General features: G+C 62.9%; 24 protein-coding genes and 1 tRNA gene. 9 read left to right on the forward strand and 16 right to left on the reverse strand.

What is annotated here, in order from left to right; translation table 11 throughout:
- Nucleotides 1–119: 119 nt before the first annotated feature.
- Both ACS3WA_RS01585 and ACS3WA_RS01590 read right to left on the reverse strand, forming a co-directional pair.
- Nucleotides 120–608, reverse strand: coding sequence for a peroxiredoxin family protein (locus tag ACS3WA_RS01585; RefSeq protein WP_438276811.1), 489 nt, complete (start codon nucleotides 606–608; stop codon nucleotides 120–122).
- Complete coding sequence (locus tag ACS3WA_RS01590) at nucleotides 605–1,486, reverse strand: lipo-like protein (protein WP_438276812.1); 882 nt, start codon at nucleotides 1,484–1,486, stop codon at nucleotides 605–607. Before ACS3WA_RS01590 ends, ACS3WA_RS01585 begins: the two co-directional genes overlap by 4 nt.
- 344 nt (nucleotides 1,487–1,830) lie before the next feature.
- On the opposite strand from ACS3WA_RS01590, the gene ACS3WA_RS01595 reads away from it, so the two are divergent.
- The gene (locus tag ACS3WA_RS01595; RefSeq protein WP_438276813.1) at nucleotides 1,831–3,261 is read left to right on the forward strand and encodes a flavin monoamine oxidase family protein; all 1,431 of its coding nucleotides are present in this window, start codon (nucleotides 1,831–1,833) and stop codon (nucleotides 3,259–3,261) included.
- Nucleotides 3,258–3,926 carry an ATP-binding protein gene (locus ACS3WA_RS01600; RefSeq protein ID WP_438276814.1) on the forward strand — a complete coding sequence of 223 codons (669 nt, stop codon included), beginning with the start codon at nucleotides 3,258–3,260 and terminating at the stop codon, nucleotides 3,924–3,926. The genes ACS3WA_RS01595 and ACS3WA_RS01600 overlap by 4 nt, the downstream gene beginning before the upstream one ends.
- A 28-nt stretch (nucleotides 3,927–3,954) precedes the next feature.
- Here ACS3WA_RS01600 and pheT read toward each other — a convergent pair whose 3' ends face one another.
- The 6 genes from pheT to infC form a co-directional block, all read right to left on the reverse strand.
- On the reverse strand, nucleotides 3,955–6,393 hold the full coding sequence (gene pheT / locus ACS3WA_RS01605; protein ID WP_438276815.1) for a phenylalanine--tRNA ligase subunit beta: 2,439 nt from the start codon (nucleotides 6,391–6,393) through the stop codon (nucleotides 3,955–3,957).
- On the reverse strand, nucleotides 6,390–6,863 hold the full coding sequence (locus ACS3WA_RS01610) for a hypothetical protein (RefSeq protein ID WP_438276816.1): 474 nt from the start codon (nucleotides 6,861–6,863) through the stop codon (nucleotides 6,390–6,392). The genes pheT and ACS3WA_RS01610 overlap by 4 nt, the downstream gene beginning before the upstream one ends.
- Nucleotides 6,860–8,002, reverse strand: a complete 1,143-nt coding sequence (gene pheS / locus ACS3WA_RS01615) for a phenylalanine--tRNA ligase subunit alpha (protein ID WP_438276982.1) — start codon at nucleotides 8,000–8,002, stop codon at nucleotides 6,860–6,862. Before pheS ends, ACS3WA_RS01610 begins: the two co-directional genes overlap by 4 nt.
- Before the next feature lie 189 nt (nucleotides 8,003–8,191).
- Nucleotides 8,192–8,551 carry a 50S ribosomal protein L20 gene (rplT, locus tag ACS3WA_RS01620; protein ID WP_009796601.1) on the reverse strand — a complete coding sequence of 120 codons (360 nt, stop codon included), beginning with the start codon at nucleotides 8,549–8,551 and terminating at the stop codon, nucleotides 8,192–8,194.
- Nucleotides 8,552–8,615: 64 nt separating this feature from the next.
- A complete protein-coding gene (gene rpmI, locus ACS3WA_RS01625) occupies nucleotides 8,616–8,816 on the reverse strand; it encodes a 50S ribosomal protein L35 (RefSeq protein ID WP_009796600.1) in 201 nt (66 codons plus the stop codon).
- Nucleotides 8,817–9,246: 430 nt separating this feature from the next.
- Complete coding sequence (gene infC / locus ACS3WA_RS01630; protein ID WP_438276983.1) at nucleotides 9,247–9,786, reverse strand: translation initiation factor IF-3; 540 nt, start codon at nucleotides 9,784–9,786, stop codon at nucleotides 9,247–9,249.
- A 228-nt stretch (nucleotides 9,787–10,014) separates the two neighbouring features.
- On the opposite strand from infC, the gene ACS3WA_RS01635 reads away from it, so the two are divergent.
- On the forward strand, nucleotides 10,015–10,788 hold the full coding sequence (locus tag ACS3WA_RS01635; protein ID WP_438276817.1) for an alpha/beta hydrolase: 774 nt from the start codon (nucleotides 10,015–10,017) through the stop codon (nucleotides 10,786–10,788).
- Nucleotides 10,789–10,843: 55 nt separating this feature from the next.
- Here the strand turns inward: ACS3WA_RS01635 and ACS3WA_RS01640 are convergent, their stop codons facing one another.
- The 3 genes from ACS3WA_RS01640 to ACS3WA_RS01650 form a co-directional block, all read right to left on the reverse strand.
- Nucleotides 10,844–13,087: a DUF2235 domain-containing protein gene (locus ACS3WA_RS01640; protein ID WP_438276818.1), complete on the reverse strand. Its 2,244-nt coding sequence runs from the start codon at nucleotides 13,085–13,087 to the stop codon at nucleotides 10,844–10,846.
- A gap of 194 nt (nucleotides 13,088–13,281) precedes the next feature.
- Entirely contained in the window at nucleotides 13,282–15,021 is a 1,740-nt protein-coding gene (locus ACS3WA_RS01645; RefSeq protein WP_438276819.1) for a PAS domain-containing protein, read from the reverse strand.
- A gap of 374 nt (nucleotides 15,022–15,395) precedes the next feature.
- A tRNA-Gly gene (locus ACS3WA_RS01650) sits at nucleotides 15,396–15,470 on the reverse strand.
- Nucleotides 15,471–15,811: 341 nt separating this feature from the next.
- On the opposite strand from ACS3WA_RS01650, the gene ACS3WA_RS01655 reads away from it, so the two are divergent.
- The 3 genes from ACS3WA_RS01655 to ACS3WA_RS01665 all read left to right on the forward strand — a co-directional run bounded on the left by ACS3WA_RS01655 (nucleotide 15,812) and on the right by ACS3WA_RS01665 (nucleotide 17,768).
- A complete protein-coding gene (locus ACS3WA_RS01655; protein ID WP_438276820.1) occupies nucleotides 15,812–16,744 on the forward strand; it encodes a tetratricopeptide repeat protein in 933 nt (310 codons plus the stop codon).
- An 82-nt stretch (nucleotides 16,745–16,826) separates the two neighbouring features.
- Entirely contained in the window at nucleotides 16,827–17,501 is a 675-nt protein-coding gene (locus ACS3WA_RS01660) for an LON peptidase substrate-binding domain-containing protein (RefSeq protein ID WP_438276821.1), read from the forward strand.
- A 69-nt stretch (nucleotides 17,502–17,570) separates the two neighbouring features.
- Nucleotides 17,571–17,768, forward strand: coding sequence for a Trm112 family protein (locus tag ACS3WA_RS01665; protein ID WP_292619412.1), 198 nt, complete (start codon nucleotides 17,571–17,573; stop codon nucleotides 17,766–17,768).
- Nucleotides 17,769–17,921: 153 nt separating this feature from the next.
- Here the strand turns inward: ACS3WA_RS01665 and ACS3WA_RS01670 are convergent, their stop codons facing one another.
- From ACS3WA_RS01670 to tesB, 5 genes are all read right to left on the reverse strand, one after another.
- The gene (locus ACS3WA_RS01670) at nucleotides 17,922–19,265 is read right to left on the reverse strand and encodes an ammonium transporter (protein WP_438276822.1); all 1,344 of its coding nucleotides are present in this window, start codon (nucleotides 19,263–19,265) and stop codon (nucleotides 17,922–17,924) included.
- A 46-nt stretch (nucleotides 19,266–19,311) separates the two neighbouring features.
- Nucleotides 19,312–19,650, reverse strand: a complete 339-nt coding sequence (locus ACS3WA_RS01675; protein WP_438276823.1) for a P-II family nitrogen regulator — start codon at nucleotides 19,648–19,650, stop codon at nucleotides 19,312–19,314.
- 387 nt (nucleotides 19,651–20,037) lie between these two features.
- Nucleotides 20,038–21,297 (reverse strand): ammonium transporter, encoded by a 1,260-nt coding sequence (locus tag ACS3WA_RS01680; protein WP_438276984.1) that lies wholly within the window; start codon nucleotides 21,295–21,297, stop codon nucleotides 20,038–20,040.
- Between the two features lie 255 nt (nucleotides 21,298–21,552).
- Nucleotides 21,553–21,891, reverse strand: a complete 339-nt coding sequence (locus ACS3WA_RS01685) for a P-II family nitrogen regulator (protein WP_438276824.1) — start codon at nucleotides 21,889–21,891, stop codon at nucleotides 21,553–21,555.
- Between the two features lie 399 nt (nucleotides 21,892–22,290).
- On the reverse strand, nucleotides 22,291–23,151 hold the full coding sequence (gene tesB / locus ACS3WA_RS01690; RefSeq protein WP_438276825.1) for an acyl-CoA thioesterase II: 861 nt from the start codon (nucleotides 23,149–23,151) through the stop codon (nucleotides 22,291–22,293).
- 161 nt (nucleotides 23,152–23,312) lie between these two features.
- On the opposite strand from tesB, the gene ACS3WA_RS01695 reads away from it, so the two are divergent.
- The 3 genes from ACS3WA_RS01695 to ACS3WA_RS01705 all read left to right on the forward strand — a co-directional run bounded on the left by ACS3WA_RS01695 (nucleotide 23,313) and on the right by ACS3WA_RS01705 (nucleotide 26,000).
- Nucleotides 23,313–24,536 (forward strand): ubiquinone biosynthesis hydroxylase, encoded by a 1,224-nt coding sequence (locus ACS3WA_RS01695; RefSeq protein ID WP_438276826.1) that lies wholly within the window; start codon nucleotides 23,313–23,315, stop codon nucleotides 24,534–24,536.
- A 320-nt stretch (nucleotides 24,537–24,856) separates the two neighbouring features.
- The gene (locus tag ACS3WA_RS01700; protein ID WP_412774210.1) at nucleotides 24,857–25,576 is read left to right on the forward strand and encodes a hypothetical protein; all 720 of its coding nucleotides are present in this window, start codon (nucleotides 24,857–24,859) and stop codon (nucleotides 25,574–25,576) included.
- Entirely contained in the window at nucleotides 25,563–26,000 is a 438-nt protein-coding gene (locus ACS3WA_RS01705; protein WP_412774209.1) for a type II toxin-antitoxin system PemK/MazF family toxin, read from the forward strand. The genes ACS3WA_RS01700 and ACS3WA_RS01705 overlap by 14 nt, the downstream gene beginning before the upstream one ends.
- The last annotated feature ends 171 nt before the right edge of the window (nucleotides 26,001–26,171 follow it).

Below are 26,171 nucleotides of genomic sequence, written 5' to 3' on the forward strand. Positions count from 1 at the left end.
AACGCCGTGGCCCGCCCCGGCAAGGGCGCGGACCAGCGCGGATGCCGCAGCCGAGATGCGGAGGCGGATCGTGCCGAGTTCATGCGCGGAGGCGCGGCGATTCAGAAGCGAAAAAGGCGCTAGGCGGCGTAAGTCTTTGCGCCCGCGAGTTCGGCCGCGATCATGGCGCCAAGCGCCATGTCGCTCTGCTGGCCGAAGCCGTGATGAACGATGCTGCCGTTGCGGCCGATCAGAATGCTGGTCGGCGTCCCCTGCATGGCGTAGCGACTCATGGTGACCGGCAGCGGGGTGCCGTCGCCGGCTGCGTCAACGCCGATCGGAAATGTCAGCCTGTATTCGTGAATGAAGGCTTCGAGCGAAACCGGCATCATCGCGGCGTGATGTTCGAATACCGTATGCAGGCCGATCACCTGAAGGTCGGTCGCCTTGAACAACTCATAGGCGCGCTGAGTCTGCGGCGTGCCATGCGCGACGCAGCCGGGGCACAGCATCTGGAAGGCATGGAGCAGCACCGGGCGGCCGCGCAGCGCGGCAAGCGTCAGCGGCTCGCCGGTGTTGAACCATTGCGACACGGCAAGTTCCGGAGCGGCGCCGTCGGCCTCGGTCATGAATGGCCTCGCATTGCACTCACTTCTTCAGGAAGAACCGGCTGATGCTGGTCAGCCGGTTCGGAAACAGGCGGCGGCGACCCGACCCCGGCTTGAAACGGATCCATCGCGCCCGCCACCTCCCCGAGCGGCTTTTGCCTGTCGGCCCAATGGAGCGACAGATAGTCGAACCCCCGCACGATCGTGGGCTTGACGATCTCGAAATAAGGCGAGATGTCGAAATCGCGCGGCATGTAGAGCGAGGAATCGCGGATGTGCAGAATCTCGCGCCGCGCGTTGCGGCTGCCGGCGCGGGTGATCTTCGGCAGGATCGGATAGCGCACCGCGCCGAACGCTTGCGCGATCAGCGCCGAACAGATCATCTTGGTCGGATCGCCGGAACCGAACGCGATCATGCGCCGCCGCCAGCGCTGCGGCACGGGCAGCGGAACAAGATATCGCATCAGATCGACGATATTCTTGGTGTCGTAGCCGAAACCGATCCGGTTGATGGCATAACGGCATACCGTGACACGGTCTTCGTAGGACAGACCGACCGGGCGGCACAGCCGGGTGTGATACGGAAAATATTTCGACAGCGGCGCGGAGGTGACGCCCATGCCGATTTCGGCCTCGATCAGGACGTGCGGCTCGCCGTCAGGTTCTCTGGCGCCGTCGATCGGGCCGACATAAAGCGCGGAGTGCGACCATGTCGATTGCGTGAGATACTTGATGATGCCGGAGATGCGGCTGTTGCCCTCGACCAGGAGGACATCGCCCTCCTGAATGAGATCGCGCAGATGCTCCGGGTCGCTCGGCGTGAACGGTTCGTAGCCCGGCACCTCCTTCTGGAGATAGGCCGCAATCCATTTCCCGACCGTATCGAGCACGAGGCCCATGGCAGTTTCTCTCCGCCGTTCGTCCTGACCGGTTTTCCACTCCTTATCATGGTCAAAGGCCATTGCAATTTAGTTCATGGCAGCGATCGCCAGATTACGATTGATTCACCATGACGGTTGCCGCAGACGCATTGATGCGGCAAGTTCGCTACATCCCGAATCCGAAGTTCTCCGGCCTTTGCGGCGATGTTTTGCGAACTTCGGATTCGAAAGGATTGAAAATCTGCGATTTTCGTGTGGCTTAGGTTCAGAAGTTCTCTTATCGGACGTGCAGAAGAGGTGAGAAAAACATCTGAACCACCACACGAGCGGTCCCTGCGTTTCAAGACATCGGAAACCATGCCATGACAATCACGCGCCGCGATGTCCTGCTGGCATTCGCCGCGCTCGCCGCAGGAGCGCAGAGCGACGCGGCGCGCGCATCGCTGCCGCGCGAGGCCGACGTGGTGGTGATCGGCGCGGGCGCCGCCGGCATTGCGGCAGCGCGGCGGATTCATGACGCCAACCGCAAAGTGGTCGTGGTCGAAGCGGCTGACCGGATTGGCGGACGCTGTCACACCGATCTGACGACCTTCGATACGCCGTTCGATCGCGGCGCGCGCTGGCTCTTTGACCCCGACACCAACCTGATGGCCAGGCTGGCGCGAGGCACAGGAACCGCGGTGTTTCCTGCTCCGCCCGGCCAGAAAATCCGCATCGGGCGGCGCAACGCGCGCGCCGGCGAAACCGAACAGTTCCTTGCAGCGCTGGTGCGCGCGAGGCGCGCCATCGCAGACGCCGCGCGCGGCAGGACCGACCTCTCCTGCGCCGCGGCGATGCCCGGCGATCTCGATGTCTGGGCCGGGACGATCGACTTCGTGCTCGGCGCGAGCGCGACCGGAAAGGACCTGAAAGACCTCTCGGCGATGGATCGCGCACGCGCGCCCCAGCGCCACGCCGCAATCGGCTGCGAACGAGGCCTCGGCGCGCTGCTTGCGGCGCTCGGTCAAGGTCTTCCGATCAGCCTATCGACGCCGGCAAGCCGCGTGACGTGGGCCGGCCGCGACATCGGAGTCGAGACGCTCGCGGGTCGCATCGGCGCGCGCGCTGTCATCGTCACCGTGTCCACCAATGTGCTGACCTCCGGCGACATCCGCTTCACGCCTGAACTGCCGAAGCGTCATCTCGATGCCGCTGCAAGACTGTCGCTCGGCAGCTACGACCGCATCGCGCTGTGGCTGCCCGATAATCCGTTCGGGCTCGGACCCGGCGAGACCATGATCGAGCAGAGCAGCGACGGAAAGACCGCGCTTCTTACGGCGGGCACAACCGGATCGTCGCTGTGCACCATCGATGTCGCAGGCAGCTTCGGCCGCGATCTCTCGGCACAGGGCGAGGCTGCGATGATTGCGTTCGGCCAGGAATGGCTGACGAAACTGTTCGGCAGCGATGTGGCGAACGCGGTGCAAAGATCCGCCGCCACCCGCTGGAACGCGGCGCCCCATGTGCTCGGCGCCATGTCGGCGGCGGAGGTCGGCGGGCAGCCGTCGCGCAAAATCCTGATCGAGCCGCTGGGCAACCTGTTCTTCGCAGGGGAGGCCACGCACGAGACGCTGTGGGGCAGGGTCGACGGCGCGTGGGAAAGCGGCGAGCGCGCCGCTGATGCCGCGCTCCGCAAGATCGGCGCGCTCAAGGAAGCGACGCCGGAGACGCAACCGCGCAAGCCATCCCGACATCACGGACGGAAACCGTCGCGACGTCCGCAGGACTCCTTCGGCTTTCCGTTACCCAGATGACGCGATCGCAAGCGCTGATCTCGTGGTCGTCAGGCAAGGACAGCGCCTTTGCCCTGCACGAGGTCCGCCAAACGGGCGCGTTCGATGTCGTCGGCGCGCTGACCACCGTAAATGAGACCTTCGGCCGCGTCTCGATCCATGGCGTGCGCGAGGAGGTCTTGAAGTCGCAGCTCGCAACCGCAGGACTTCCGGCGAACGTGGTGCCGATTCCCCATCCCTGTCCGAACGAGGTCTACGAAGAGCGGATGGCGGCGGCGATGGCGGACGCAAAGCGGAACGGCATCACGCATGTCATCTTCGGCGATCTGTTTCTTGCGGACATTCGCGCCTATCGCGAGCAGAAGCTCGCCGGTACCGGCATTGCGCCGGTTTTTCCGCTGTGGGGCCGCCCGACCGCGGCGCTTGCGCGCGAGATGATCGCAAACGGCTTAGAGGCGCGTCTTGTCACGGTCGACCGGGCGAAACTCGACTCCTCGTTTGCCGGCCGCAGCTTCGATCAGGCGTTGCTGGCGGACCTTCCAGCCGGGATCGATCCGTGCGGCGAAAACGGCGAGTTCCACACCTGCGTCGTCGCTGGTCCGATGTTTTCACATCGGATCGAGGTCACCTCCGGCGAGGTCGTCGAGCGCGACGGGTTCGCCTATTGCGATCTGTTGCCGGCGTAATCGCGAGACATTTTTTTCGCCATGCGCGCTATCCGCGCAAGCTCCCGCCGGTTTTCTTCGCGACCTCGGCGACGATCTTCGCCGCCACCGCGTCGATCTCCTGATCGGTCAGGGTCTTGTCACGCGGCTGGATCGTCACCGCGATGGCGACCGATTTCTTGTTCGCCTCGATGCCCTTGCCCTCATAGAGGTCGAACACGGTGACGCCGGCGATCAGTTTCTTGTCCACGCCTTGCGCCGCGCGCACGATGTCGGCGGCTTTCACGCCGCGATCGACGATGAAGGCGAAGTCGCGCGACACCGGCTGAAATGCCGGCAGCTCCAGCGCCGTTTTGGCGCGCGTCGCCTTTTGCTTTGCTTCCGGAATGCGGTCGAGGATCACCTCGAACGCCATCACCGGGCCGTCGGCCTTCAATGCTTCGAGCACGCGCGGATGCAACTCGCCGAAATAGCCGAGCACGTTCTGCGGCCCGATCTGGATCGCGGCCGAACGTCCGGGATGCAGCCAAACCGGAAAGTTTTTCGATTCGCTGCCGGCCGCGACCTGCATCGCCTGCACCGGCGCGCCGGCTGCGGCGAGCACCGCGAACGCATCGGCCTTGACGTCAAGTGCATCCGCCGCGGCCGAGCCCGACCAGTGCCGCCCGATGCCTGCCGACGAGGCGATGCCGCGGCGAACGCCGGCGGCTGCGGTGAACTGGTCCTGCGGACGGTCGCCGCGGAAGATCTGCCCGACTTCGAACAGCGCCACATCGGGGAAGCCGCGATCGGCGTTGGCCTGCGCGATGGCGATAAGGCCCGGCAGCAGGCTCGGCCGCATGTCGGAGAGGTCCGACGCGATCGGATTGGCGAGCGCCAGTTCCGCATTCCCGCCGCCGAACAGTTCGGCCTGCGATTTCGCGATGAACGACCAGTTGACCGCCTCGACCATGCCGCGCGCCGCCAGCGCACGCCGCGCCTTTCGCGTGCGCGACTGGATCGGCGTCAGCACCGGTTTGCGTGCCGCGTCGCCCCGATCGAACGGCGTCATCGGCACCTTGTCGACGCCGACGATGCGCACGATCTCCTCGACGATGTCGGCCTTGCCGTGAACGTCGGTGCGCCAGGTGGGAATCGCGACCTTCACCACCGGGCCATTGCCGGCCACCATGAAGCCGAGACGGCTGAGAATGCGGCGCGTCTCCGGCAGCGGCACGTCAATCGCCGCGAGACGCTTTGTTTCAGTCAGCGGAAAATCGATCACCCGGTCGTCGGGCAGCGCCTGGCCGGCAACGATAATCTCCGACGGCGTGCCGCCGCACAATTCCATCACCAGCCGCGTCGCCATCTCGAGCCCGGGCACCATGAAGGCGGGATCGACGCCGCGCTCGAAACGATAGCGCGCGTCGGAATTGATGCCGAGCCTGCGGCCGGTCTGGGCGATGTTGATCTCGCTCCACAGCGCCGATTCGATCAGCACGTCCGTCGTGCTCTCGTCGCAGCCGGATTGCTCGCCACCCATGATGCCGGCGAGCGATTCGACACCCCTGTCGTCGGCGATGACGCAGACGCCCGGATCGAGCGTGTAGGTGCGGCCGTCGAGCGCCAGCAGCGTCTCACCGGCGCGGGCGCGGCGCACCGTGAGATTGCCGTGCACCTTGTTGGCGTCGAACACATGCAGCGGCCGGCCGCGATCGTAGGTCATGAAGTTCGTGATATCGACCAGCGTGTTGATCGGACGCAGGCCGATCGAGGTCAGGCGCTTTTGCAACCATTCCGGCGAAGGGCCGTTCCTCACCCCGCGAACCAGCCGCAGCGCGAAGCCGGGGCATAGCGTGGCGTCCTCAACGGTGACCTTCACCGGGCAGGAAAATTCGCCCTTGACCGGCCTGATGGTCGGATTTTTGAGGCTGCCCATGTCGGCGGCGGACAGGTCGCGCGCGATGCCATGCACGCCGGTACAGTCCTGCCGGTTCGGCGTCAGGTTGATCTCGATGACGGGATCGCCGAGGCCGGCCCATTCCGCATAGCCAGTGCCGACCGGCGCGTCGGCCGGCAGTTCGATGATGCCATCGTGGTCGTCGGAGATTTCGAGTTCTGCCGCCGAGCACAGCATGCCGCGGCTCTCGACGCCGCGAATGGTGCCGACCCCTAGCGTGATGTCCTTGCCGGGAATGTAGGTGCCAGGCGGCGCGAACACGCTGACAAGGCCCTCGCGCGCGTTCGGCGCGCCGCACACCACCTGGATATAAGCGGACTCGCCCTTGTCATTGGTCTCGCCGGTATCGACCATGCACACCCTGAGCCGATCGGCATTCGGATGCCGCACGGCGGAGACCACGCGCGCGACGGTGTAGGGCGCCAGCGCCTTCGACTTGTCCGCGATGTGCTCGACCTCCAGCCCGATCATGGTGAGCTTGTCGGCGAGTTTTTCCAGCGGCTCGTCGGTGTCGAGATGCTCTTTCAGCCAGGAGAGGGTGAATTTCATGGCTTTGGGCCGAAGATAAGTTCTGCGACAAATGTTACGGCAAAAATCACCGAGATAAAGAAAGTGAATCTAGCCGTTCCGTCGAGTATCGCCTCTCGCCTTACAGCTTCGTTCGAAGTCGGCTCTTCATCGAGGTATGGGATCATAATTAGCCTAAGACAGCAAAGAGTCATCACGACATAGGCTACTAGCTCGGCGCCAAACATGTAGCGAAGAAAACCTGTGGTTTGAGAATAAAGTACGCCCGCTGCAGCGAGCATTACCGATACGTGGGTCAATACCGCCGTAGCCTTTGTATCAACGGTAGCAAGTGTCTCATAGACCGCGCGATTTAGTGGCGTCTCAGGTTCGTTTTCAAAGTCACGCCTCGCGCCCGCGAGCTTCTTTTCGTCGATCAATGCACTGATCGCTCGATCAAACATCGCGATCATCCATTGATGGCTTTCAGATATTCGCGCTTTTAGCGTCACGAACTCAATCCCCCCGCCAGCGTCGGGATCTCGAGCGGCCTGAAGCCGTAGTGATTGAGCCAGCGCACATCGCCTTCGAACAACTGCCTGAGATCGGCGATGCCGTATTTCAGCATGGCGATGCGGTCGATCCCCATGCCCCAGGCGAAGCCCTGATAGACCTCGGGATCGATGCCGCACAGCCTCAAGACGTTCGGATGCACCATGCCGCAGCCGAGAATCTCCAGCCAGTCATCGCCCTCGCCGAAGCGGATCTCGTGCTTGTCGCGGCGGCACTGGATGTCGACTTCCAGCGACGGTTCGGTGAAGGGGAAGAACGACGGGCGGAAGCGCATGTTGACGTTGTCGACCTCGAAGAACGCCTTGCAGAATTCGTGCAGGATCCATTTGAGGTGGCCGAGATGCGATGACTTGTCGATCACCAGCCCCTCGACCTGGTGGAACATCGGCGTATGGGTCTGGTCACTGTCGCTGCGATAGGTGCGGCCGGGACAGATGACGCGGATCGGCGGCTTTTGACTGAGCATGGTGCGCACCTGCACCGGCGAGGTGTGAGTCCTCAGCAACAGGCGCGAGTCGCCCGCCCCGGACGATCCCGGGTCGGCGCCGGGCTCCGACCCGGTTTCCTTCTTCGGATTGAAATAGAACGTGTCATGCATCTCCCGCGCCGGATGGCCTTCGGGAAAATTCAGCCGGGTGAAGTTGTAGTCGTCGGTCTCGATGTCGGGCCCTTCGGCGACCGCAAAGCCCATGTCGGCGAAGATGGTGGTGACCTCGTCCCACACCTGGCTCAGCGGATGGATGCGGCCGGCCTCCGCAGGCGTCTCGCGCAAGGGAAGCGTGACGTCGATGGTTTCCGAGGCAAGGCGAGCGTCGAGCGCGGCGGCCTTGAGTACCTCGCGGCGCGCCCCCAGCGCCTCGGTCACCGCATCCTTGGCAAGGTTGATCTTCGCGCCCTCGGTCTTGCGCTCGTCTGGCGACATCTTGCCGAGGGTCGACAGCAGCGCGGAGATCGAGCCCTTTTTGCCGAGCGTCGCGATGCGCACGGCTTCCAGCGCGGCCTCGTCGGTGGCGGCTGCGATCTGGCTGAGGATCTGGGATTGAAGGGAATCGAGATCGGACTTTTCGGAATCGGACATGGCAATCACCACCTGCACAGCGTCATGCCCGGACTTGATCCGGACATCCACATCTCGCGGCCGATCGATGTCAAACAGACGTGGATGGCCGGGACCATAGGCGAGCGAAGCGACGCCGTTCTTCGCCCGGCTATGCCCGGCCATGACGACATCATCAAAATGTCAGGGATCGCGGCCGGGCAGATACGATCAGGCCGCGAGAGCGGCCTTGGCTTTCTCGGCGATCGCCTGAAACGCCGCCGGCTCGTTGATAGCAAGGTCCGACAGCACCTTGCGGTCGACGGTGATGCCCGACTTCGACAGCCCGTCGATGAAGCGGCTGTAGGTCATGCCGAACGGCCGCACGGCGGCGTTGAGGCGCTGGATCCAGAGCGCGCGGAAGGTGCGCTTCTTGCGCTTGCGGTCGCGGAAGGCGTACTGGCCGGCCTTGTCGGCGGCCGCCTTGGCGGCACGAATGGTGTTCTTCCGGCGGCCGGAAAAGCCCTTGGTGACCTTGTAGACTTTCTTGTGCTTGGCATGAGCCGTCACACCGCGCTTGACGCGAGCCATGACTGAACTCCTCTCAAAATCAACGGGTTAATGCGGGATACCGCGTTGTCGCGGCGAGCGGAGGTCAGGCGTTGGGCAAGAAGTATTTCTTGATGTTGTCGCCGTCAGTCTTGAACAGCACGCGGGTGCCGCGAAGCTGACGAATCTGCTTCTTGGTCCGCTTGATCATGCCGTGGCGCTTGCCGCGCTGGGCGTGCTTGACCTTCCCGGTGGCCGTGATCTTGAAGCGCTTTTTCGCGCCCGATTTGGTCTTCAGCTTGGGCATTTGGCTCTCCTGTCGCCACGACAAAACCGCCCGAAAAGGCGGTCTGCGGCTGAAATTGCTCGCTATTGAGCACGATCCTATCCGAAAAGCGGTTTCCGCTTTGCGCGGGCGCGGCCCTTCGGGTCGGAATCATGCTTTTAGAGCGCTGAAAGTGCTCGGCTATTCCTGAAAGAAAGTCCCCGGCACGGTCGTCGCCACGGCAGCCCTTGAATCAGCCGGGCAGCGAAGAACAGGCTTATGGCAGAGGACGGCCGGATTGGCAACGGGGAAGGGGTGCTGCGAAAGCGTGTCCCGGGTGCGATGCGGCGTTCTTCATGCCGCTTCGCTGAACCGGGACCGCCATTACATGACATGCTGGCGTTGGAACGATCCCGGATCGGCAGCACAGGACTCCGTCCCGCGCAGCGTCCGGGAAACCAGCCTCAGTGGGTTACCTGGGAGCCAGCACCATGACCACCTGGCGGCCCTCGAACTTGGCGTCCTGCTCGACCTTGGCGTAGGCGGCGACGTCGGCCTTCACCTTGTCGAGCAGCTTGGTGCCGATCTCCTGGTGAGCCATCTCGCGACCGCGATAGCGCAGGGTGATCTTGACCTTGTCGCCCTCCTCGAAGAACCGCTGCATCGCCTTCATTTTCACGCCGTAGTCGTGATCGTCGATCATCGGACGGAGCTTGATCTCCTTGATCTCGACGATCTTCTGGCGTTTGCGGGCTTCGGCGGCTTTCTTCTGGGCCTGAAACTTGTATTTCCCGTAGTCCATGATCTTGCAGACGGGAGGGCTGCTGTTCGGCGCGATTTCCACGAGGTCCATGCCGGCATCCATGGCCATCTTGATCGCGGCGATCGTTTCCACGGTACCTTGGTTGGTGCCGTCCTGATCGATCAGTTGAACCTGGGCATTGCGGATTTCATCGTTGGTGCGCGGTCCGTCTTTGGCGACGGGCATTGGCGCTCTACTGGGACGGCGAATGGGTGGTTCTCCAATGTTGTGAAAGAGACGCCTATTTTGGAGGAATAACCGCCTGCGGGCAAGCGGCGGGATCAGTTCGCCAGCAAAACGGTCAAATGCGCGGTATTTTGGTCACGCCGATCAACTTCCGGGTCAACCCCCCGAAGCCGCCGCTTGTTCCCGCCGGTCGACATTCGTTTGACGGACAGCGGCGGACCGCGACATACAACGAAAAACGGGGCGGACATCATGACGAGCGGGGCGGCGGCGCAGTTCATCGAAGTCGGCGGCGGTGAGGCAAAGCGCCCCATCGCCGTGCGCGCGCGAAGCGGCGGCTCTCCGGGCCTGTTCTGGCTCGGGGGCTTCAAGTCCGACATGGCGGGCACCAAGGCGCTCGCGCTCGATGCGTGGGCGACCGAACGCGGCCGGGCCTGCGTGCGGTTCGATTACTCCGGCCATGGCGAGAGCGGCGGCGAATTCACCGACGGCACCATCAGCCGCTGGCTCGAGGAGAGCCTTGCCGTGTTCGACGCCTTCTGTGAAGGCCCGCAGATCGTGGTCGGCTCGTCGATGGGCGGCTGGATCGCGCTGTTGCTGGCGCGTGCGATCGCGCGGCGGGCATCGTGCCGCGCCACGCTGGCCGGGCTGGTGCTGATCGCGCCGGCGCCCGACTTCACCGAGGAACTGATGTGGAAAGCCTTCCCGCCGGAGGTCAGGCACGCTATCGAAACCGAGGGCGCGTGGCTGCGGCCGTCGGACTACGGCGATCCCTACCCGATCACGCGCAACCTGATCGAGGACGGCCGCAATCACCTGCTGCTCGGCGGCTCCATTTCGACCGGCTGCCCGGTGCGGATCCTGCAAGGCGCGCAGGACGCCGACGTCCCATGGCGGCATGCCTTCGCGCTGACCGAACGGCTGCCAAGCGACGACGTGGTGCTGACCATGATCCGGGACGGCGATCACCGGCTGTCGCGTCCGCAGGACATCGCGCGCATTCTGGCGGCGGTGGCGGAATTTTAGAGCGGTCCTAACTCTGGACACCGCGGCAGCGGCGATCCGAAATCCGGCTGGTCGTTCACTTGCGGGTCACGACGAGTTTGGCGGAGCCTTCGTTGTTGCGGTAGAACACATCGTACAGTTTGGGAACGCCCAGCACCGCGTCATTGACGAAGATGAAAAGCTCGCCGCTTCGGGTTGGCCGGATCACCGCTTCGATGGTGCCGTCTTCCGGATCGGGATCGAGAAACACCTCCTCGCCACCCGTCGCACCGTAACGCAGCACGAGGCGGAACCAGGGCCGTGTCAGTTCGCGGCGCAGCGGCACGCCGAGCATCAGCAGCGCGCGTTGCCACCAGTGCGGCGCGTCGGTCGTGTAGAATCCGCCGAGCGGTGAAGGGATGCCGCCGTCACGGAAAGGCTGCGTGGTCTCGACCTGAACCAGATAGCGCGCGCCGAAACCGTCCACCGCGATGCCCGTGCCGGCGCAGAACTGCGACGTGCTGAAATTGAACGTCGCCTGCTTGCCGCGCGCGAGTCCCTGCGCCGTCGGACTTTTTTCATCGCAGGCCAAACCATAGATATCTTGCGCATTGTAGGCGAGATGGCTGGCGAAGGTGACGCCGAGATAGACGAACAATGCGGCGAAGAACGCGGGCGCCCAGCGGCGCTTCAACTGCCGGTGAAACCAGATATAGGGCCGGCTAGAACGCAGGAGATAGATCCAGTTGGTCGGCAAGCCTGTCGGCGCCGTCGGCGTCTTCTGCCAGATCGCATTCATGCGGTCGGTGATCCGGGTCGAGAGAATGACGCCCCACAGCGCCAGCAAACTAGCGAGCCCAAGCAATACAGCGAACTGCACCGGGCTGCGCGCATAGCCGTTGATCCAGGTCTGCGCGAAGCCGGGAAGGAATCCGCCGACGACGCGGATGATGTCCGACACCCAGCGAAACCTGCTGGTGTATTCGTCCGCAGGCGGCAGCGAGCGCGCCAGCGGATAGAGCAACAGCCAGGCCGTGGCGCCGACGGTCGCGAAATAGACCAGCCGACGCTTCCAGACCTCGTTCCAGACATGCTCCTGCGTTTCGCTGCGCGCCAACGCGCCGGCGCTGCTTTCGAACCCGTATTGATCCGGCGTCAGCACGAGCCCGTCTTCGGTCACGACGTCATAGGTCTTCGGCAGCCCGACCGGCGCATAGCTTTGCGAACGGCTGGCGATACGCTTGAATGCGCTGACATGCACCTTCGGCCGCTCGATGACGACTTCGTCCTTCCTTGAAAAGCGGTAGTTACAGAGTTCGGCCAGCTTGCGCGGCCCGTAGCGATAGTAACTGCCGAGTCCCTTGCGTGGATCGTAGAGTCGGCCGTCCTTGTCGCACATCGAGATCGCATTCTTGAACGGGTCGGGATCGGCCGCCGGCTGGCTCTGATCGGACTTGAACCGCAAGCCGCAGCGTTGCGCCTCCGTCATCATCCAGACCAGCGGGATGTAGGCCAGCGCATCATCGGGATAACCGCCGCCGACATTGGAATGAACGCCGGCGAACCACACCTGGCTGATCTGCTCGTCGGCGAGATAGCGCTTGCCATCGTCGCGCGGCGCCAACCTCGTCGCGTTGCGTTCGTCCCATAATTCCGGATGAAACGTGGTGCGCGGCTCGTCGAGCGACAGTGCCTGGCAGGCGCGCCTGACGCGCGTGCAGTCGAGCGTGTGGTTGGGCAATTCCAGCGGCCAGATCCATCTGCTGACGCCGCGCGTCATCTCATCGAGCGGCAGGCCGTAGGCAGCGACAGTGTCCCACACGCCGATGAAACGGATATGATTCACCTGGCGATTGTTGCGCTTGTCATAGCCCTTCGGCAGAAACAGGTCGCGCACGCTGCGAAAGACATCCTCGATGCGCAGGAAGGTATGGAAACGCTCGCGCCGGTACTGGCGATAGGCGGCCTTGGCCTTCCGCGTCAGTTCGGCCTCGCTGTCGGCGGCGACAAGGCCCTGATTGAGGATCAGTCCCATCACCACGCGGATCGTGAAGGCGCCGCGGCTGAAGCCGAAGCCGAACAGTTCGTCGCTGTCGTCGCGCCAGTTGCGGCATGCGAACTTGTACAGGTCGATGACGTTGCGCTTCAATCCGAAGCCGAACGCGCCGCCGAGGATGGCGAGCGGCTTGAACGACGATGTGCCGACTCCGTCGTCGTAGAACGCGACCTGATCCGACCCCGACAGATCGAGTGCTTCGAACGTGCGCCAGACATTGGTGCGCCAGACCTTTGCCGCCGAGTTTCCTGTGCCGTCGGACAGCAGAACGATTTTTCGGCCCATGCCACCCCCGGAGACAACGTCGCGCGACGTTGATTCGCCTTTTATTCAAAACGTGCGGCGCTGGTGAGAGCCGTCGTTTTGATCAGCGCATCCGATTTGCGGCGAAATTCGGGCTTGCTGTTGAAACGAAAAAAACTGGCGACGGCTCGACACCGTCGCCAGTTCTGTCTTTCGTTGCCCTGAACGGCAGGCCGTCACAGGAAGTTGGTGACAGCTCTCGTCGAGGACATCACCGCGTTGCTAAACCCTTCCCGAAGGTTATCCAGCAACTGGCCGAAGGTCGAGCGACCGCCGTTTGCAGTCTTGCGCCGTGCCTCTTCCAGCCGCCGCAGGCTCAGCGGCTCAGCTTCCGAAGCGACGGTGTTGTCGATCTCGCTTGCAACGACCGCGAAATCCTGTCCGGCTTCTTCTGTGCCCGACTTGACCATGGTTTCGTAGAACTCACGGATCGCAGCGCTCATCTCTCTCGCATAGGTGACAACCTTGAACGGCTTGCCGGCGAGATCGAGGACCGGACTGTACAGGGCCTGCATCCAGACTTCCTTGCCGTTCTTGCCGATCCGCTTGTATTCGATCGACTGCGACTCGCCGCGATTGAGCTTGGCCCAGAATTCGCGATACGTGCCGCTCTCGCGCTCCGACTGCCCGGCGAACATGCCGTCATGCTTGCCCTTCACTTCGCCAAGCGCGTAGCCCATCGTCTTGAGGAAGTTTTCGTTCGCGCTGATGATCGTGCCGTCCAGGTTGAAGGCGGCCACGGCCTGCGAACGGTCGAGCGCGGCAATCCGGCCCGCATTTTCCAACGCCTCGATTTTCTGCGCGGTGATATCGGTCGCGAGCTCGATGACCTTGGTCGGTTTTCCCTTCGAATTCAGCACCGGGTTGTAGGACGCCTGAACCCAGACCACCTTGCCGTCCTTGCCGATCCGCTTGTATTCGGCCGTCTGCGACTCGCCGCGATTGAGCTTGGCCCAGAATTCGCGATAGGCGGCGCTGGAGCGTTCGCCGGCTTCCACGAACATGCTGTGGTGCTTGCCCTGGACCTCCCTTGCGAATGCATAGCCAAGCGTTTTCAGGTAATTGTCGTTGGCGGTCATGACCGTTCCGTCCATGCCGAATTCGACAACCGCCTGCGCTTTTCCGATGGCTGCGATCTGGCCTTCCAGGTCGGCCATCCGCACTTTCTGCTTGGTGATGTCGTTGGCGAAGGTCACGACCTTGAAGGGCTTGCCGCTCTCGTCGGCGATCGGATTGAAGGTCGCCTGAAACCAGACTTCCTGCCCGCTCTTGCTGATGCGCTTCAATTCGGCCGTCTGCGACTCGCCGCGATTGAGCTTGGCCCAGAATTCGCGATAAGCGGCGCCAGCCCGCTCCAACGGCTCCACGAACAGCCCGTCATGCTTGCCCTGCACTTCGCCGAGCGCATAGCCCATCGCGCTGAGGAAGTTCTTGTTCGCGGTGATGATCGTGCCGTCGAGGTTGAATTCGACCACCGCCTGCGAACGATCGATGGCGGAAACCTGACCCGCATGGTCCAGGGCCTTGATCTTCTGGGCGGTGATATCGGCCGCGAGCTCGATAACCTTGGTCGGTTTTCCCCTCGAATCCAGCACCGGAATATAGGAAGCCCGAACCCAGACCTCGTCGCCGTGGCGGTCGATGCGCTTGTAGTCGGCGGTTTGCGACTCGCCCTGGTTCAGGCGGGCCCAGAATTCGCGGTACGCGGCGCCCGTCCGTTCGTCGGCGTCCACGAACATGCTATGGTGCTTGCCTCGAACCTCGGCGAGCGAGTAGCCGAGGATGTTGAGAAAGTTCTCGTTGGCGGTAACGATCGTTCCATCGAGACCGAGTTCGGTGACGGCCTGAGTCTTGCTGATCGCTGCGGCTTTCGCTGCATTTTCTTTTGCGATTGACCATTTTTTGAAGAAAAACATTGATCCTCCCCAGGAGTTAGATCCAAGAACAGCTCGCGACTCGCGGGCGCAAGCTTGGTTTACCGATCATGAAGGGGGTCGGTTAAAGCGAGGTTAATGGGATTGGTAGATTTCCTATAAGCGGGACCCCGGCGGGCCGCTTCCGCCGCGCAAACGGGGTTGAAATCGCGTCAGTTTCGCCAATAAAACCGGCCTGCGGCCAATCCGGTGCGACAGCGCGTCACAGCCAATCGTCGCATTAACTCGTCACATCAAATCAGGGTGGCCCGGCTTCTTAAGACGAAGCGGAAAATCGTGGACCGCAAAAAGTTTGATATCGGTCAGGAGCTTGCGCATATCCTGATCGCGAACCCGGTATCGGCGCGCTGGAAAACTGGAGCGGGCGAAGGGATTCGAACCCTCGACCCCGACCTTGGCAAGGTCGTGCTCTACCCCTGAGCTACACCCGCATCCGATAACAGGCAGCCGACTTTCCAGCCGCCAGAGCGCAGAGCTATGCCAAATGCGGCCTGTGAATGCAACAGCCAGATCGTGCAGGCCCTTGCGCGCGGCCGGCCCTCGCCGGACGCCGGCTGCAATGTCGGGATCCGGCCGGGCGATCCCACCTCGAGGTCATTTACCGCGATGGAAATCCGAACCAAAGCGGAAATCCTGCTATATTGTCCGGGCTTGGCGCCGATTGCCCGCCGGGGACCGCGTTCCGCCGATTGCAAAATTTTCACGCAGGGACCAATTAAGCGCTTGGGCGGTTGTCGAATCGGCCCGTTCCGGAAGATCAGGCGAGGATCATGTGACCATAGTCGAGCAGGGCAGCGCGCCGTCACCGCAGGCGTCGGATCTGATCAGGGAGACGACGACCCAGACCTTCATGAAGGACGTCGTCGAGGAATCGATGCGCCAGCCGGTGCTGGTCGATTTCTGGGCTCCCTGGTGCGGACCGTGTCGCCAGCTCACCCCCACGCTGGAAAAGGCCGTCCTTGCGGGCGGCGGCAAGATCAAGCTGGTGAAGATGAATATCGACCAGCATCCGGCCATCTTTCAGCAGCTTGCGGCCCAGACCGGCAGTCAGTCGATCCCCGCGGTTTTTGCCTTTGTCGGCGGGCGGCCGGTCGACTTCTTCATGGGCGCCGCGCCCGAGAGCCAGATCAGCGCCTTCATCGACAAGCTGACGCAGGGCGTGGCGGCGCCGGGCGCGCCGAATATCGAGGAAGTCCTGCAAGAGGCGGAAGCCGCGCTCGCCGCCGACGACCCCGCGACGGCTGCTTCGATCTATGCGGAGGTACTCGGTTTCGATGCCGCCAATCTTCCGGCGATCGCGGGGCTGGCGCGCTGCTACACGGTCACCGGCGCGCTCGACAAAGCCAAACAGACGCTCGAACTGGTGCCCGAATCCAAGCGCGGTGACGCCGCCGTGAAGGCCGTGCAGGCCATGATCGACCTCGCCGAGCAGGCGAATTCGCTAGGTCCTGTCGCCGAGCTGGAAGGAAAGGTGGCGGCCAATCCGCTCGACCATCAGGCGCGGTTCGATCTCGCGACCGCGCTGAACGCCAGCGGCAAGCGGAGCGAGGCCACCGATCACCTGCTTGAAATCGTCAGACGCGACCGCAAATGGAACGATGACGCCGCGCGCAAGCAGCTCGTGCAGTTGTTCGAGGCCTGGGGCGGTGCCGACGAAGCCACCGTCGAGGGGCGCAAACGTCTGTCGACGATCCTGTTTTCCTAGAGCCTGTCCGCTTCCTTTGCAGCGCTACGCGCAGATTTGAAGCTGGAGACCCCGCTCGAATTAGCATCCGGACCCGCCGCCCATGCCTATCAATCTCGACTATCGCGGTCCCGGTGACCTTCCCGAAGTGATACCGGTGTTTCCGCTGCCCGGCGCGCTGTTGCTGCCGCGCGGACAGATGCCGCTCAATATTTTCGAGATGCGTTATCTCGCAATGGTCGACGACGCGTTCCGCGACGGCCATCGCCTGATCGGCATGATCCAGCCCGACATCGCCCATTCCGCCAGCGAGGACAAGCCGAAGCTGTTCCAGGTCGGTTGCGCCGGACGCATCACCCAGTTCGCCGAATCCGGCGACGGCCGTTACATCCTCGAACTCACCGGCGTGTCGCGGTTCAAGATCGTGGAAGAGCTGACGGTGCTGACGCCCTATCGCCAGTGCAAGGTGGATTTCTTCGCCTTTACCGACGATCTGACCGCGCGCAAGGGCGAGGACGAGGTCGACCGCAAGCGGCTGCTCGAGGTGCTGAACGATTTTCTCAAGGTCAACGACCTGAAAGTGGACTGGAGCGGCATCGAGAACGCCCCGAACGAGGCGCTGGTCAACGCGCTGGCGATGATGTCGCCCTACGGCCCGCCGGAGAAGCAGGCTATGCTGGAGGCGACCGACCTGAAAACACGCGCGGAAATCCTGATCGCCGTCACTGAAATGGACCTCGCAAAGAAGCGCACCAGCGGCGATCCTGGATTACAGTAGCCGAAGGGCGTTCGTTCCGATCAGCCGCCGCAACAGATTTAAGCGGGCCATCTTTCGAAGAGACCACGCATGACGACCTCCTCCGACCGTTCCGAAGATACCGTCGATCCCAAGCTGCTGGAGGTTCTGGTCTGCCCGGTGACCAAGGGGCCGCTGGAATTCGACGGGGCGCGGCAGGAACTGATTTCGCGCTCGGCCAAGCTCGCCTACCCGATCCGCGACGGCATTCCGATCATGCTGCCGGAAGAGGCCAGGAAAATCGGCTAGAGCGTTTTCGCGCGAAGCATGTTCTTAGGACTTGACCCCGGGATGGAAACCGGTTCGCGTGACGAAAACGCGTCAAACCAAAATCATCGAGCCCCGCTTCCAGGGGATGAGGCGGCGTCGGGCATTTGCCCGACATCGCGGGCGGCTTGTGCATCATTGCACGACCTCGCCGTGCTGGGTGATGTCGAGGCCTTCGCGTTCGTTATCGCCAGTGACCCGCAGGCCGATCACCGCCTTGACGGCAAGCAGGATGATCAGCGTGACGACGGCATCGTAGGCGACGGTGGCGAGGATGCCATAGACCTGAATGACCACCTGATGAACGTTGCCGTCGATCAGCCCCGCGCCGGCCTTGTTGATGGCCGTGCGGGCGAACACGCCGGTGAGCAGCGCGCCGATGATGCCGCCGACGCCGTGGACGCCGAAAGCGTCGAGGCTGTCGTCGTAGCCCATCATGTGCTTGAGACCCGTCGCACCCCAGTAGCAGCCGACGCCGGCTACCGCGCCGATCACCAGCGCGCCGCTCGGATCGACGAAACCCGAGGCCGGGGTGATGGCGACCAGACCGCCGACCGCGCCGGAGCAGATGCCGAGCACGCTCGGCTTGCCGCGCAGGCCCCACTCCACGGCCATCCAGGCCAGCGCGGCGGCTGCGGTCGCGATCTGGGTGGCCGCCATCGCCATGCCGGCCTGCCCGCCCGCGGTCACCGCCGACCCGGCGTTGAAACCGAACCAGCCGACCCACAGCAGCGACACACCGATCACGGTCAGCACCAGGTTGTGCGGCGCCATGTTCTCGCTGCCGTAACCCTTGCGCTTGCCGAGCACCAGCGCGCAGACGAGGCCGGCGACGCCGGCGTTGATATGAACCACCGTGCCGCCAGCGAAATCGAGCACCCCGAGACCGCCGAGGAAGCCGCCGCCCCAGACCCAATGCGCGATCGGCGCATAGACCAGCAGCGACCAAAGGCCCATGAACCACATCATCGCCGAGAACTTCATGCGATCGGCGATGGCGCCGCAGATCAGCGCCGGCGTGATGATCGCAAACGTCATCTGGAAGCACATGAACACCGATTCCGGAATCGTCGGCGCGGCAGCCGCGACGGAGTCGGTGCCCATGCCGATCAGCAGCATGCGCGAGAAGCCGCCAAGAAAGTTCGTGCCTTCGGTGAACGCGAAGCTGTAGCCGATCACCATCCACAGCACGGTGACGAGACAGGTGATGGCGAAGCTCTGCATCACCGTGGCGAGCACGTTCTTCTTGCGCACCATGCCGCCATAGAACAAAGCGAGGCCGGGGATCGTCATCATCAGCACCAGCGCGGTGGAGGTCAGCATCCACGCGGTGTCACCTGAATCGATTTTGGGCGGAGGCGCTGCAGCAGCCGGAGCGGCGGTCTGGGCCAGCGCGGCGTCGGCAAATCCGGCAAGACAGGCCGCGCCCAGTATCGCCGCGATGGCCGATCCCGCGCGGGACGGACGTTCGAACCTCATGTGCATGACTCCTGATTGAGGAAAGGTGAGCAAGGTGAGCGCGGGATCAGATCGCTTCGGCATCCACATCACCGGTGCGGATGCGAAGCGCGTGCTCGAGGTCGATGACGAAGATCTTGCCGTCGCCGATCCTGCCGGTCCGCGCGGCCGAGGCGATGGCTTCGATGACCGCATCGACCTGGGCGGAATTGATTGCGACCTCGATCTTGATCTTCGGCAGGAAGCTCACCGAATATTCGGCGGCGCGATAGATTTCCGTATGGCCTTTCTGGCGGCCGTATCCCTTGGCCTCCGTGACCGTCAGACCATGCACGCCGATCGCGGTCAGGGCATCGCGGACCTCGTCGAGCTTGAAGGGTTTGATGATCGCCATAACGATTTTCATGTGTCCGATTCCCGCCTGCAGCCCGGCTGCAACGCCGGGCGGTCTCGGCTGAGCGCTTCAAGGAGGAGAAAAGGGTTCGCGACGCGGCTTCAGCCGGGATTCAGAGAATCAAATGCCGTGCCAACACGATCTGTGGTGTCTAGCGACTTGTAATATCTATGATTTTTCGCAAAGCCGCCGAACGATGCGGCAAGAGGCGGTGCGCTCCGCTTAAAGCCTGCCCATCTCTGCTCAGAAGATAGGCAATATCGCGGTCTCAGCGTATTTTTGCTCAGGGAGCAGGCAAAAAGAGGTTGAAAGGTTTGAACCCGCCGGCAAACAAGAAGCCCGATTCTGAAATCAGAACCGGGCCGGAAAAAGCGACTCGAAGCTGTCGTTATTATTGCATTACTGCAGCGCCTCGCCGTGCTGGGAAATGTCGAGGCCTTCCAGCTCGTTCTCGCGCGAGACCCGCAGCGACACGAAAACGCCGACCAGCTTGAGGAGACCATAGGTCACCGCGCCCGACCACAGCAGGGTGACGCCCACGCCGTAAAGCTGCAGCAGCAACTGGCGCGGATTGCCTTCGAGCAGGCCGGGCACGCCGCCGATCGAGGAGGTCGCAAACACCCCGAGCAGCAGGGTCCCGGTCAGTCCGCCGATGCCGTGGACGCCGAACACGTCGAGCGCGTCGTCATAGCGGAAGCGATGCTTGAGGCTGGTGCAGGCCCAGTAGCAGACCAGTCCGGCGACGATGCCGATGACGATACCCTGCAGCGGCGTGACGAAGCCGGACGCCGGCGTGATCGTGCCGAGGCCTGCGACCGCGCCCGAGATCATGCCAAGCACGGAGGGCTTGCGCCGCGTCGACCATTCGACCGCGCCCCATGTCAGCGCGCCGGCGCAGGCGGCAAGATGCGTGGCGATGATCGCCATCACCGCGCGGGAATTGGCGGCCAGCGCCGAGCCGCCGTTGAATCCGAACCATCCGACCCACAGCAATCCGGTGCCGACGACCGCCAGCGACAGATCGTAGGGCGACAGGTTCTCCGAACCATAGCCGTGACGGTTGCCAAGGACTTTTGCCGCGACCAGCCCGCCGACGCCGGCGCTGAGGTGCACCACGAGTCCGCCGGCGAAATCCTGCACGCCGGCCGCATTGAGGAAACCGCCGCCCCACACCCAGTGCACCAGCGGAACGTAGACAAAGATGAACCAGCCCACGGAAAACAGCAGATAGGCGGAGAAGCGCATCCGGTCGGCCACAGAGCCCGCCACCAGCGCCACGGTGATGATCGCGAAGGTCATCTGGTAAAGCATGAACAGCGCTTCGGGGATGGTCTTCGCCGCGGGATTGATGGCGTCCATGCTCATGCCCGCGAGGAACAGGCGAGCGGGCGATCCGAGCCACAGCCCTTCGCCCGTGAATGCCAGCGAGTAACCGAACGCCACCCACAGAATCGAAATCATCGCGACCGACGCAAGGCTTTGCGCCATCGTCGCCAGCACGTTCTTCTTGCGAACCATGCCGGAATAGAACAGCGCGAGCCCCGGGATCGTCATCATCAGCACGAAAGCGGTGGCGACGATCATCCAGGTGGTATCGGCCGCGCTTACCGCCGGCGCGTCGCTCGCCGCCAAAGCCCGCCCGCCTGACGTTGCGAACATGGCGAATGCAAAGGTCGTCGCGGCCGCGCGTGCCGGCCAACGTGAAACTGCCCCCATTGTCGATCCCCGGCCTTGGCTATGTCCGTCGTTGCGAGGAGCCCGAGGGCGACGCGTAAGCGTCGTCCCGACAGCTCCGAAGCAATCCAGTCCCCTCGGTGATGCGTCGACCGGATTGCTTCGCCGAGCCTGTCATCGGGCGGCGCTTCGCGCCGACCCGCTGGCTCGCAACGACAATGCTTGTCTCTGTTATCGATCTCACAGCGCGTCGCCGTCGGTCTCGCCCGTGCGGATGCGCAGGGCGTGATCGATCGGAAGCACGAAAATCTTGCCGTCGCCGATCTGGCCGGTGTGCGCGGCCGTGGTGATGGCCTCCACGGTTTTGTCCGCGATGTCCGACGGCACCGCGACCTCGATCCGCAGCTTTGGGAGAAAATTCACGACATACTCGGCGCCGCGATAGATTTCGGTATGCCCCTTCTGGCGGCCGTAGCCCTTGACCTCGGTCACGGTCATGCCATGCACGCCGAGTTCGGTCAGCACCTGACGGACCTCCTCAAGTTTGAAGGGTTTGATGATGGCGATGACGAGTTTCATAAGGGCTCATCCGCTCGATGGACAACACTGTGATAACCGAATTCGCGCGGCCAAGTCTGACACCTTTCCATGCAAACCGCACAAAAAACTTGCAGAGTGGACAAAAAACATGCGTGCCAGTCGCCACCGATGGGGCGAGCGCCGTGCAAGCCGGCCGGGTTGTCGCACGTGAACCGCCTTCCAACACTTTCCGACCAATGATCGTTCCGGCCGCGAAGGCCGTATGCAGGCAGTGGGCGTTGCCCTGGCCATGACAATACTTGACGCTCACGGTCGATAGTCTGTGGTCTGCTGCGTTATTATGAGCCCATTCCCTCGCCCCAGCGGTTCTGATCGAGGGCGTTTTTTATCGGGCTTGGCGACCCTATCAAAGCTACCAGACTGTTCCGTGATCGGCACTTAGCGCCGCTCGCGCACCGAGCCTTCCTGCGCGACGGAAGCAACGAGCGTGCCGTCGCGCTTGAAGATCAGCCCGCGGGCCAGGCCGCGGCCGCTCTGCGCGCTCGGCGAATCCTGCGCGTAGAGCAGCCATTCGTCGGCGCGGAACGGGCGGTGAAACCACATCGCATGATCGAGCGAGGCCGCCATTATCCGCTTGTCGAACAGGGTGCGGCCGTAGCGCGCCATCACCGCATCCAGCAGCGCGAAGTCCGACGCATAGGCGAGCGCGCACATGTGCAGCGCCGGATCGTCGGGTAGCTTCGCCGCTGCGCGAATCCAGACATGGACGCGGCCGTCGGCGATCTTCTCGCCGAAATAGCGGTTGAGTTCGACCGGGCGCAGTTCGATCGGCGGGTCGGATTCGTAATAGCGGCGGATGAACTCCGGCATTTCCTTGAACATCGGCTGCCTGGCGAACTCCTCCGGCGAGAGGTCGTCCGGCGGCGGAACGTCGGGCATGGGGTCCTGATGGTCGAACGCGCCCTCCTCGTCCACATGGAACGACACCATGATCGAGAAGATGGCGCGGCCGTGCTGGATCGCGGTGACGCGCCGCGTCGAATAGCTCTTGCCGTCGCGCAGCCGCTCCACCTCGTAGATGATCGGCACCGCCGGATCGCCCGGCAGGATGAAGTAGCAATGCAGCGAGTGCGGCAGGCGGCCTTCGACGGTGCGGCAGGCCGCGACCATCGCCTGTCCGATCACCTGCCCGCCGAATACCCGCTGCCAGCTCGTCTTCGGGCTGTTGCCGCGGAACAGGTTTTCCTCGATCGGCTCCAGATCGAGGATCGAGATCAGGTCGACCAGGCTTTTGGACATCGGGATGCCTTCCATTGGGACCGTCATCGCGGACGGGGGCGAAGCTCGAACCTGGATTGCGGGTCCGCGTCCAGGTCGGGGCGGAACGGCCGCTCGCGCTCCGCGTTTGGTGAACGTGTTTCGCCCGGCTATAATGCCGGCGCAAGAAGGTCAGGCGTACCATGACGACACAACAACAGAGCATTGTCATCTGCGGCGGCGCGTTCGCGGGGCTGGCGTTGGCGCTGGCGCTACGCCAGGGGCTGGGCGCGGAAGTCCCGATCGTGGTTGCCGACCCCATGCTGGCGAACCGGCCGAGCCGCGATCCGCGTGCCACCGCCATCGTCGCCGCCTGCCGTCGCCTGTTCGAGGCGCTCGGGGTGTGGGACGAGGTCGCGGGCACTGCGCAGCCGATCCTCGACATGGTGGTGACGGATTCGAAGCTCGAGGACGCCACCCGTCCGGTGTTCCTGACCTTTGCCGGCAACGTCGAACCCGGCGAGCCGTTCGCGCACATGGTCGAGAACCGTTACCTGATCGAGGCGCTGGCGACGCGCGCGCAAGCTGAAGGCGTCGACCTGCGCGCCACGGCGGTGACGGCAAACGAAACGCGGCCGGGCGGCGTCACAGTCTCGCTGGCGGACGGCTCGACGATTGATGCGAGCCTGCTGGTGGCGGCAGACGGCGCGCGTTCAAAACTGCGCGAGCGCGCCGGCATCGCCACCCACGGCTGGGACTACGATCAATCCGGCATCGTCGTCACCGTCGGCCATGAGCGCGATCATCACGGCCGCGCCGAAGAACATTTTCTTCCCGCGGGACCATTCGCGATCCTGCCGCTGACCGGACGGCGCTCGTCGCTGGTATGGACCGAGAAGCGCACCGACGCCGCGCGCATCGTCGCGCTTGCGGAAGACGAATTTCATTCCGAGCTGGAGCAGCGCTTCGGCCTGCAGCTCGGCGAGATCAAGGCGCTCGACAAGCCGCGCGCGTTTCCGCTTCAGTATTTCGTCGCGCGCTCGTTCATCGCCGAGCGGCTGGCGCTGGTCGGCGACGCGGCGCATGTGATCCATCCGATCGCGGGACAGGGCCTGAACCTCGGACTGAAGGACGTCGCAGCGCTCGCGGAAAGCGTGGTCGACGCGGTCAGGCTCGGCATCGATCCGGGGCAGGCCGATGTGCTCGAGCGCTATCAGCGGTGGCGGCGCTTCGACACCATGGCGATGGGCATTGCCACCAACACGCTCAATGTTCTGTTCTCGAACGAATCGACGCTTCTGCGCGGCGTGCGCGATCTCGGGCTCGGGCTGGTCGACCGCATGCCGCCTTTGAAGAACGCATTCATCCGCCAGGCGGCCGGACTAACCGGCGAGGTACCGCGGCTGTTGAAGGGCGAGGCGTTGTAGGGCAACGGGGGTCGTTGCCTCCGCAAACCACCTAGCACTGGCGTTCTTGAAGAACTATTCCCCAAACAGCAGCATGACGGCGGAAAAGGCCTATGGGCAGCCTTACTTTTCCACTCGCGTCCTAATTCGAAACTTCCTCGGCCACCCCTTCCTTTATCGGAAGGGGTGGCCTTTCGCATTCTGGTCCTTTCGGATCGCAATGAGATAAACATATGAACGTAACCTCCAAAATTATGAGTTAGTAGAAAGGTTATATCTCTTTATATTTTTATGGGTTCATGAGATAAGGTTCATATCCCGAGTGGGAGAGGATACTTACCATGGCGAAAACCAGAAGCCCGAACTATCCATCCCTCGACTTAGAGGCCGCTTTGGAAGCCGTTAGGCCGGTTTTCAAGGCCGAGAACCGCAATAAGTTTTCGCGGTTGGTTCTGGCACAGCACTTGGGGTACTCCAGCCTGAACGGCCGCGCCCTGGGAAAAATTGGCGCCGTGCGCGCATACGGACTGATCGAAGGGTCTGGTGACGATTTACGCCTGAGTGATGATGCGATTACTACGTTAATGGCACCAGAGACATCTCACGAGCGTCAGCAAGCTCTTGAACGTAGCGCTTTGAAGCCTTCCCTCTTTCAGGAGCTTAGCCAAGAATTTCAAGGCCTTCCTAGCGAAAATAACTTGCGATATTGGCTTGTAAAACGCCATTTCACTGCCGAAGCTGCGGCGAAGGCTGCGGAAACTTATCTCTCGACTTTTCGACTTGTTGGCGGATCAGACGAAGGGTACAATCGCAATCCTCCCGCTGAGGATACGCTCATGCAAGCCACCCTACATCACGATATCAAGCCCTCCGGGCTGCTTCGCCGGAGCGAAGGTCTTCTGCAAGAAAGCTTCAACCTGAAAGAAGGGCCTGTGACCCTGTCATTTCCGGCCGCGCTCTCTGCGGATAGCTACGAGGATCTCGCGGACCAGCTTGGCTTGGTCCTAAAGCGGCTGAAGCGACGCGTGGCCTCTGAAGGTGGGGGCAATGAAAATTCTTGAGATCAAGAGGACCGAAACCACTATTGTAGCGGTTGGCGAAGAAAGGCCTCCGTGGGTAAAACCGCGCGTTACTGCGGCTCCAAAGCTGCGCCAGCTGTATTGGTGCGACTTTCCTAAGGATGCCCAGTTGCCGGAGTTTTGGAAGACGCGGTCGGTTCTGATAATGTCATTCCGAAACACGCTACGTGGGGCGGTGACCGTGATCCCATGCTCAGGGCAGGATCAGCCCGGAAACAAGTGGGCTTACAAACTGACAAAAACGATCGACGGGAATCCTTCTTGGGCCATCTGCGACAAGCCCACGACCCTAGCCGTAAGCAGGTTAACGCCGGGGAAGAATGGTATCGTTAGAGTTACTGAAGACGAGTATAAGGAGGTGTTAGCCATGATGCTCAATTGGCTAACTCCCGGGAACCCAAACTAGAATCCTCTTGAAACTTTCGGGCTCTGAGTGTATTTATACTGCACTCGTGGCCCCGAAAGGGTGACCATTTCCCGCTAGTGGGAGCTACATGCCGAGGGGTCTCCGTAAGGAGGCCCCTTTGGTACGTCTGGGCCTCGGATCGTACCCAGTAAAATCTGCGGCCTGCAGAGT

It is taken from the genome of Nitrobacter sp., assembly GCF_051535235.1.
Taxonomy (GTDB): Bacteria; Pseudomonadota; Alphaproteobacteria; order Rhizobiales; family Xanthobacteraceae; genus Nitrobacter.

What these genes read in the sequence shown, in the direction of transcription:
- ACS3WA_RS01640 (WP_438276818.1), bottom strand. Translation starts at nt 13,087, where the DNA reads ATGGGCCGAAAAATCGTTCTGCTGTCCGACGGCACAGGAAACTCGGCG.
- ACS3WA_RS01665 (WP_292619412.1), top strand. Translation starts at nt 17,571, where the DNA reads ATGACGACCTCCTCCGACCGTTCCGAAGATACCGTCGATCCCAAGCTG.
- ACS3WA_RS01645 (WP_438276819.1), bottom strand. Translation starts at nt 15,021, where the DNA reads ATGTTTTTCTTCAAAAAATGGTCAATCGCAAAAGAAAATGCAGCGAAA.
- pheS (WP_438276982.1), bottom strand. Translation starts at nt 8,002, where the DNA reads ATGTCCGATTCCGAAAAGTCCGATCTCGATTCCCTTCAATCCCAGATC.
- ACS3WA_RS01670 (WP_438276822.1), bottom strand. Translation starts at nt 19,265, where the DNA reads ATGAGGTTCGAACGTCCGTCCCGCGCGGGATCGGCCATCGCGGCGATA.
- ACS3WA_RS01660 (WP_438276821.1), top strand. Translation starts at nt 16,827, where the DNA reads ATGCCTATCAATCTCGACTATCGCGGTCCCGGTGACCTTCCCGAAGTG.
- pheT (WP_438276815.1), bottom strand. Translation starts at nt 6,393, where the DNA reads ATGAAATTCACCCTCTCCTGGCTGAAAGAGCATCTCGACACCGACGAG.
- ACS3WA_RS01695 (WP_438276826.1), top strand. Translation starts at nt 23,313, where the DNA reads ATGACGACACAACAACAGAGCATTGTCATCTGCGGCGGCGCGTTCGCG.
- ACS3WA_RS01585 (WP_438276811.1), bottom strand. Translation starts at nt 608, where the DNA reads ATGACCGAGGCCGACGGCGCCGCTCCGGAACTTGCCGTGTCGCAATGG.
- ACS3WA_RS01595 (WP_438276813.1), top strand. Translation starts at nt 1,831, where the DNA reads ATGACAATCACGCGCCGCGATGTCCTGCTGGCATTCGCCGCGCTCGCC.
- ACS3WA_RS01700 (WP_412774210.1), top strand. Translation starts at nt 24,857, where the DNA reads ATGGCGAAAACCAGAAGCCCGAACTATCCATCCCTCGACTTAGAGGCC.
- rplT (WP_009796601.1), bottom strand. Translation starts at nt 8,551, where the DNA reads ATGGCTCGCGTCAAGCGCGGTGTGACGGCTCATGCCAAGCACAAGAAA.
- ACS3WA_RS01705 (WP_412774209.1), top strand. Translation starts at nt 25,563, where the DNA reads ATGAAAATTCTTGAGATCAAGAGGACCGAAACCACTATTGTAGCGGTT.
- ACS3WA_RS01600 (WP_438276814.1), top strand. Translation starts at nt 3,258, where the DNA reads ATGACGCGATCGCAAGCGCTGATCTCGTGGTCGTCAGGCAAGGACAGC.
- ACS3WA_RS01680 (WP_438276984.1), bottom strand. Translation starts at nt 21,297, where the DNA reads ATGTTCGCAACGTCAGGCGGGCGGGCTTTGGCGGCGAGCGACGCGCCG.
- ACS3WA_RS01685 (WP_438276824.1), bottom strand. Translation starts at nt 21,891, where the DNA reads ATGAAACTCGTCATCGCCATCATCAAACCCTTCAAACTTGAGGAGGTC.
- tesB (WP_438276825.1), bottom strand. Translation starts at nt 23,151, where the DNA reads ATGTCCAAAAGCCTGGTCGACCTGATCTCGATCCTCGATCTGGAGCCG.
- ACS3WA_RS01635 (WP_438276817.1), top strand. Translation starts at nt 10,015, where the DNA reads ATGACGAGCGGGGCGGCGGCGCAGTTCATCGAAGTCGGCGGCGGTGAG.
- ACS3WA_RS01590 (WP_438276812.1), bottom strand. Translation starts at nt 1,486, where the DNA reads ATGGGCCTCGTGCTCGATACGGTCGGGAAATGGATTGCGGCCTATCTC.
- ACS3WA_RS01675 (WP_438276823.1), bottom strand. Translation starts at nt 19,650, where the DNA reads ATGAAAATCGTTATGGCGATCATCAAACCCTTCAAGCTCGACGAGGTC.
- rpmI (WP_009796600.1), bottom strand. Translation starts at nt 8,816, where the DNA reads ATGCCCAAGCTGAAGACCAAATCGGGCGCGAAAAAGCGCTTCAAGATC.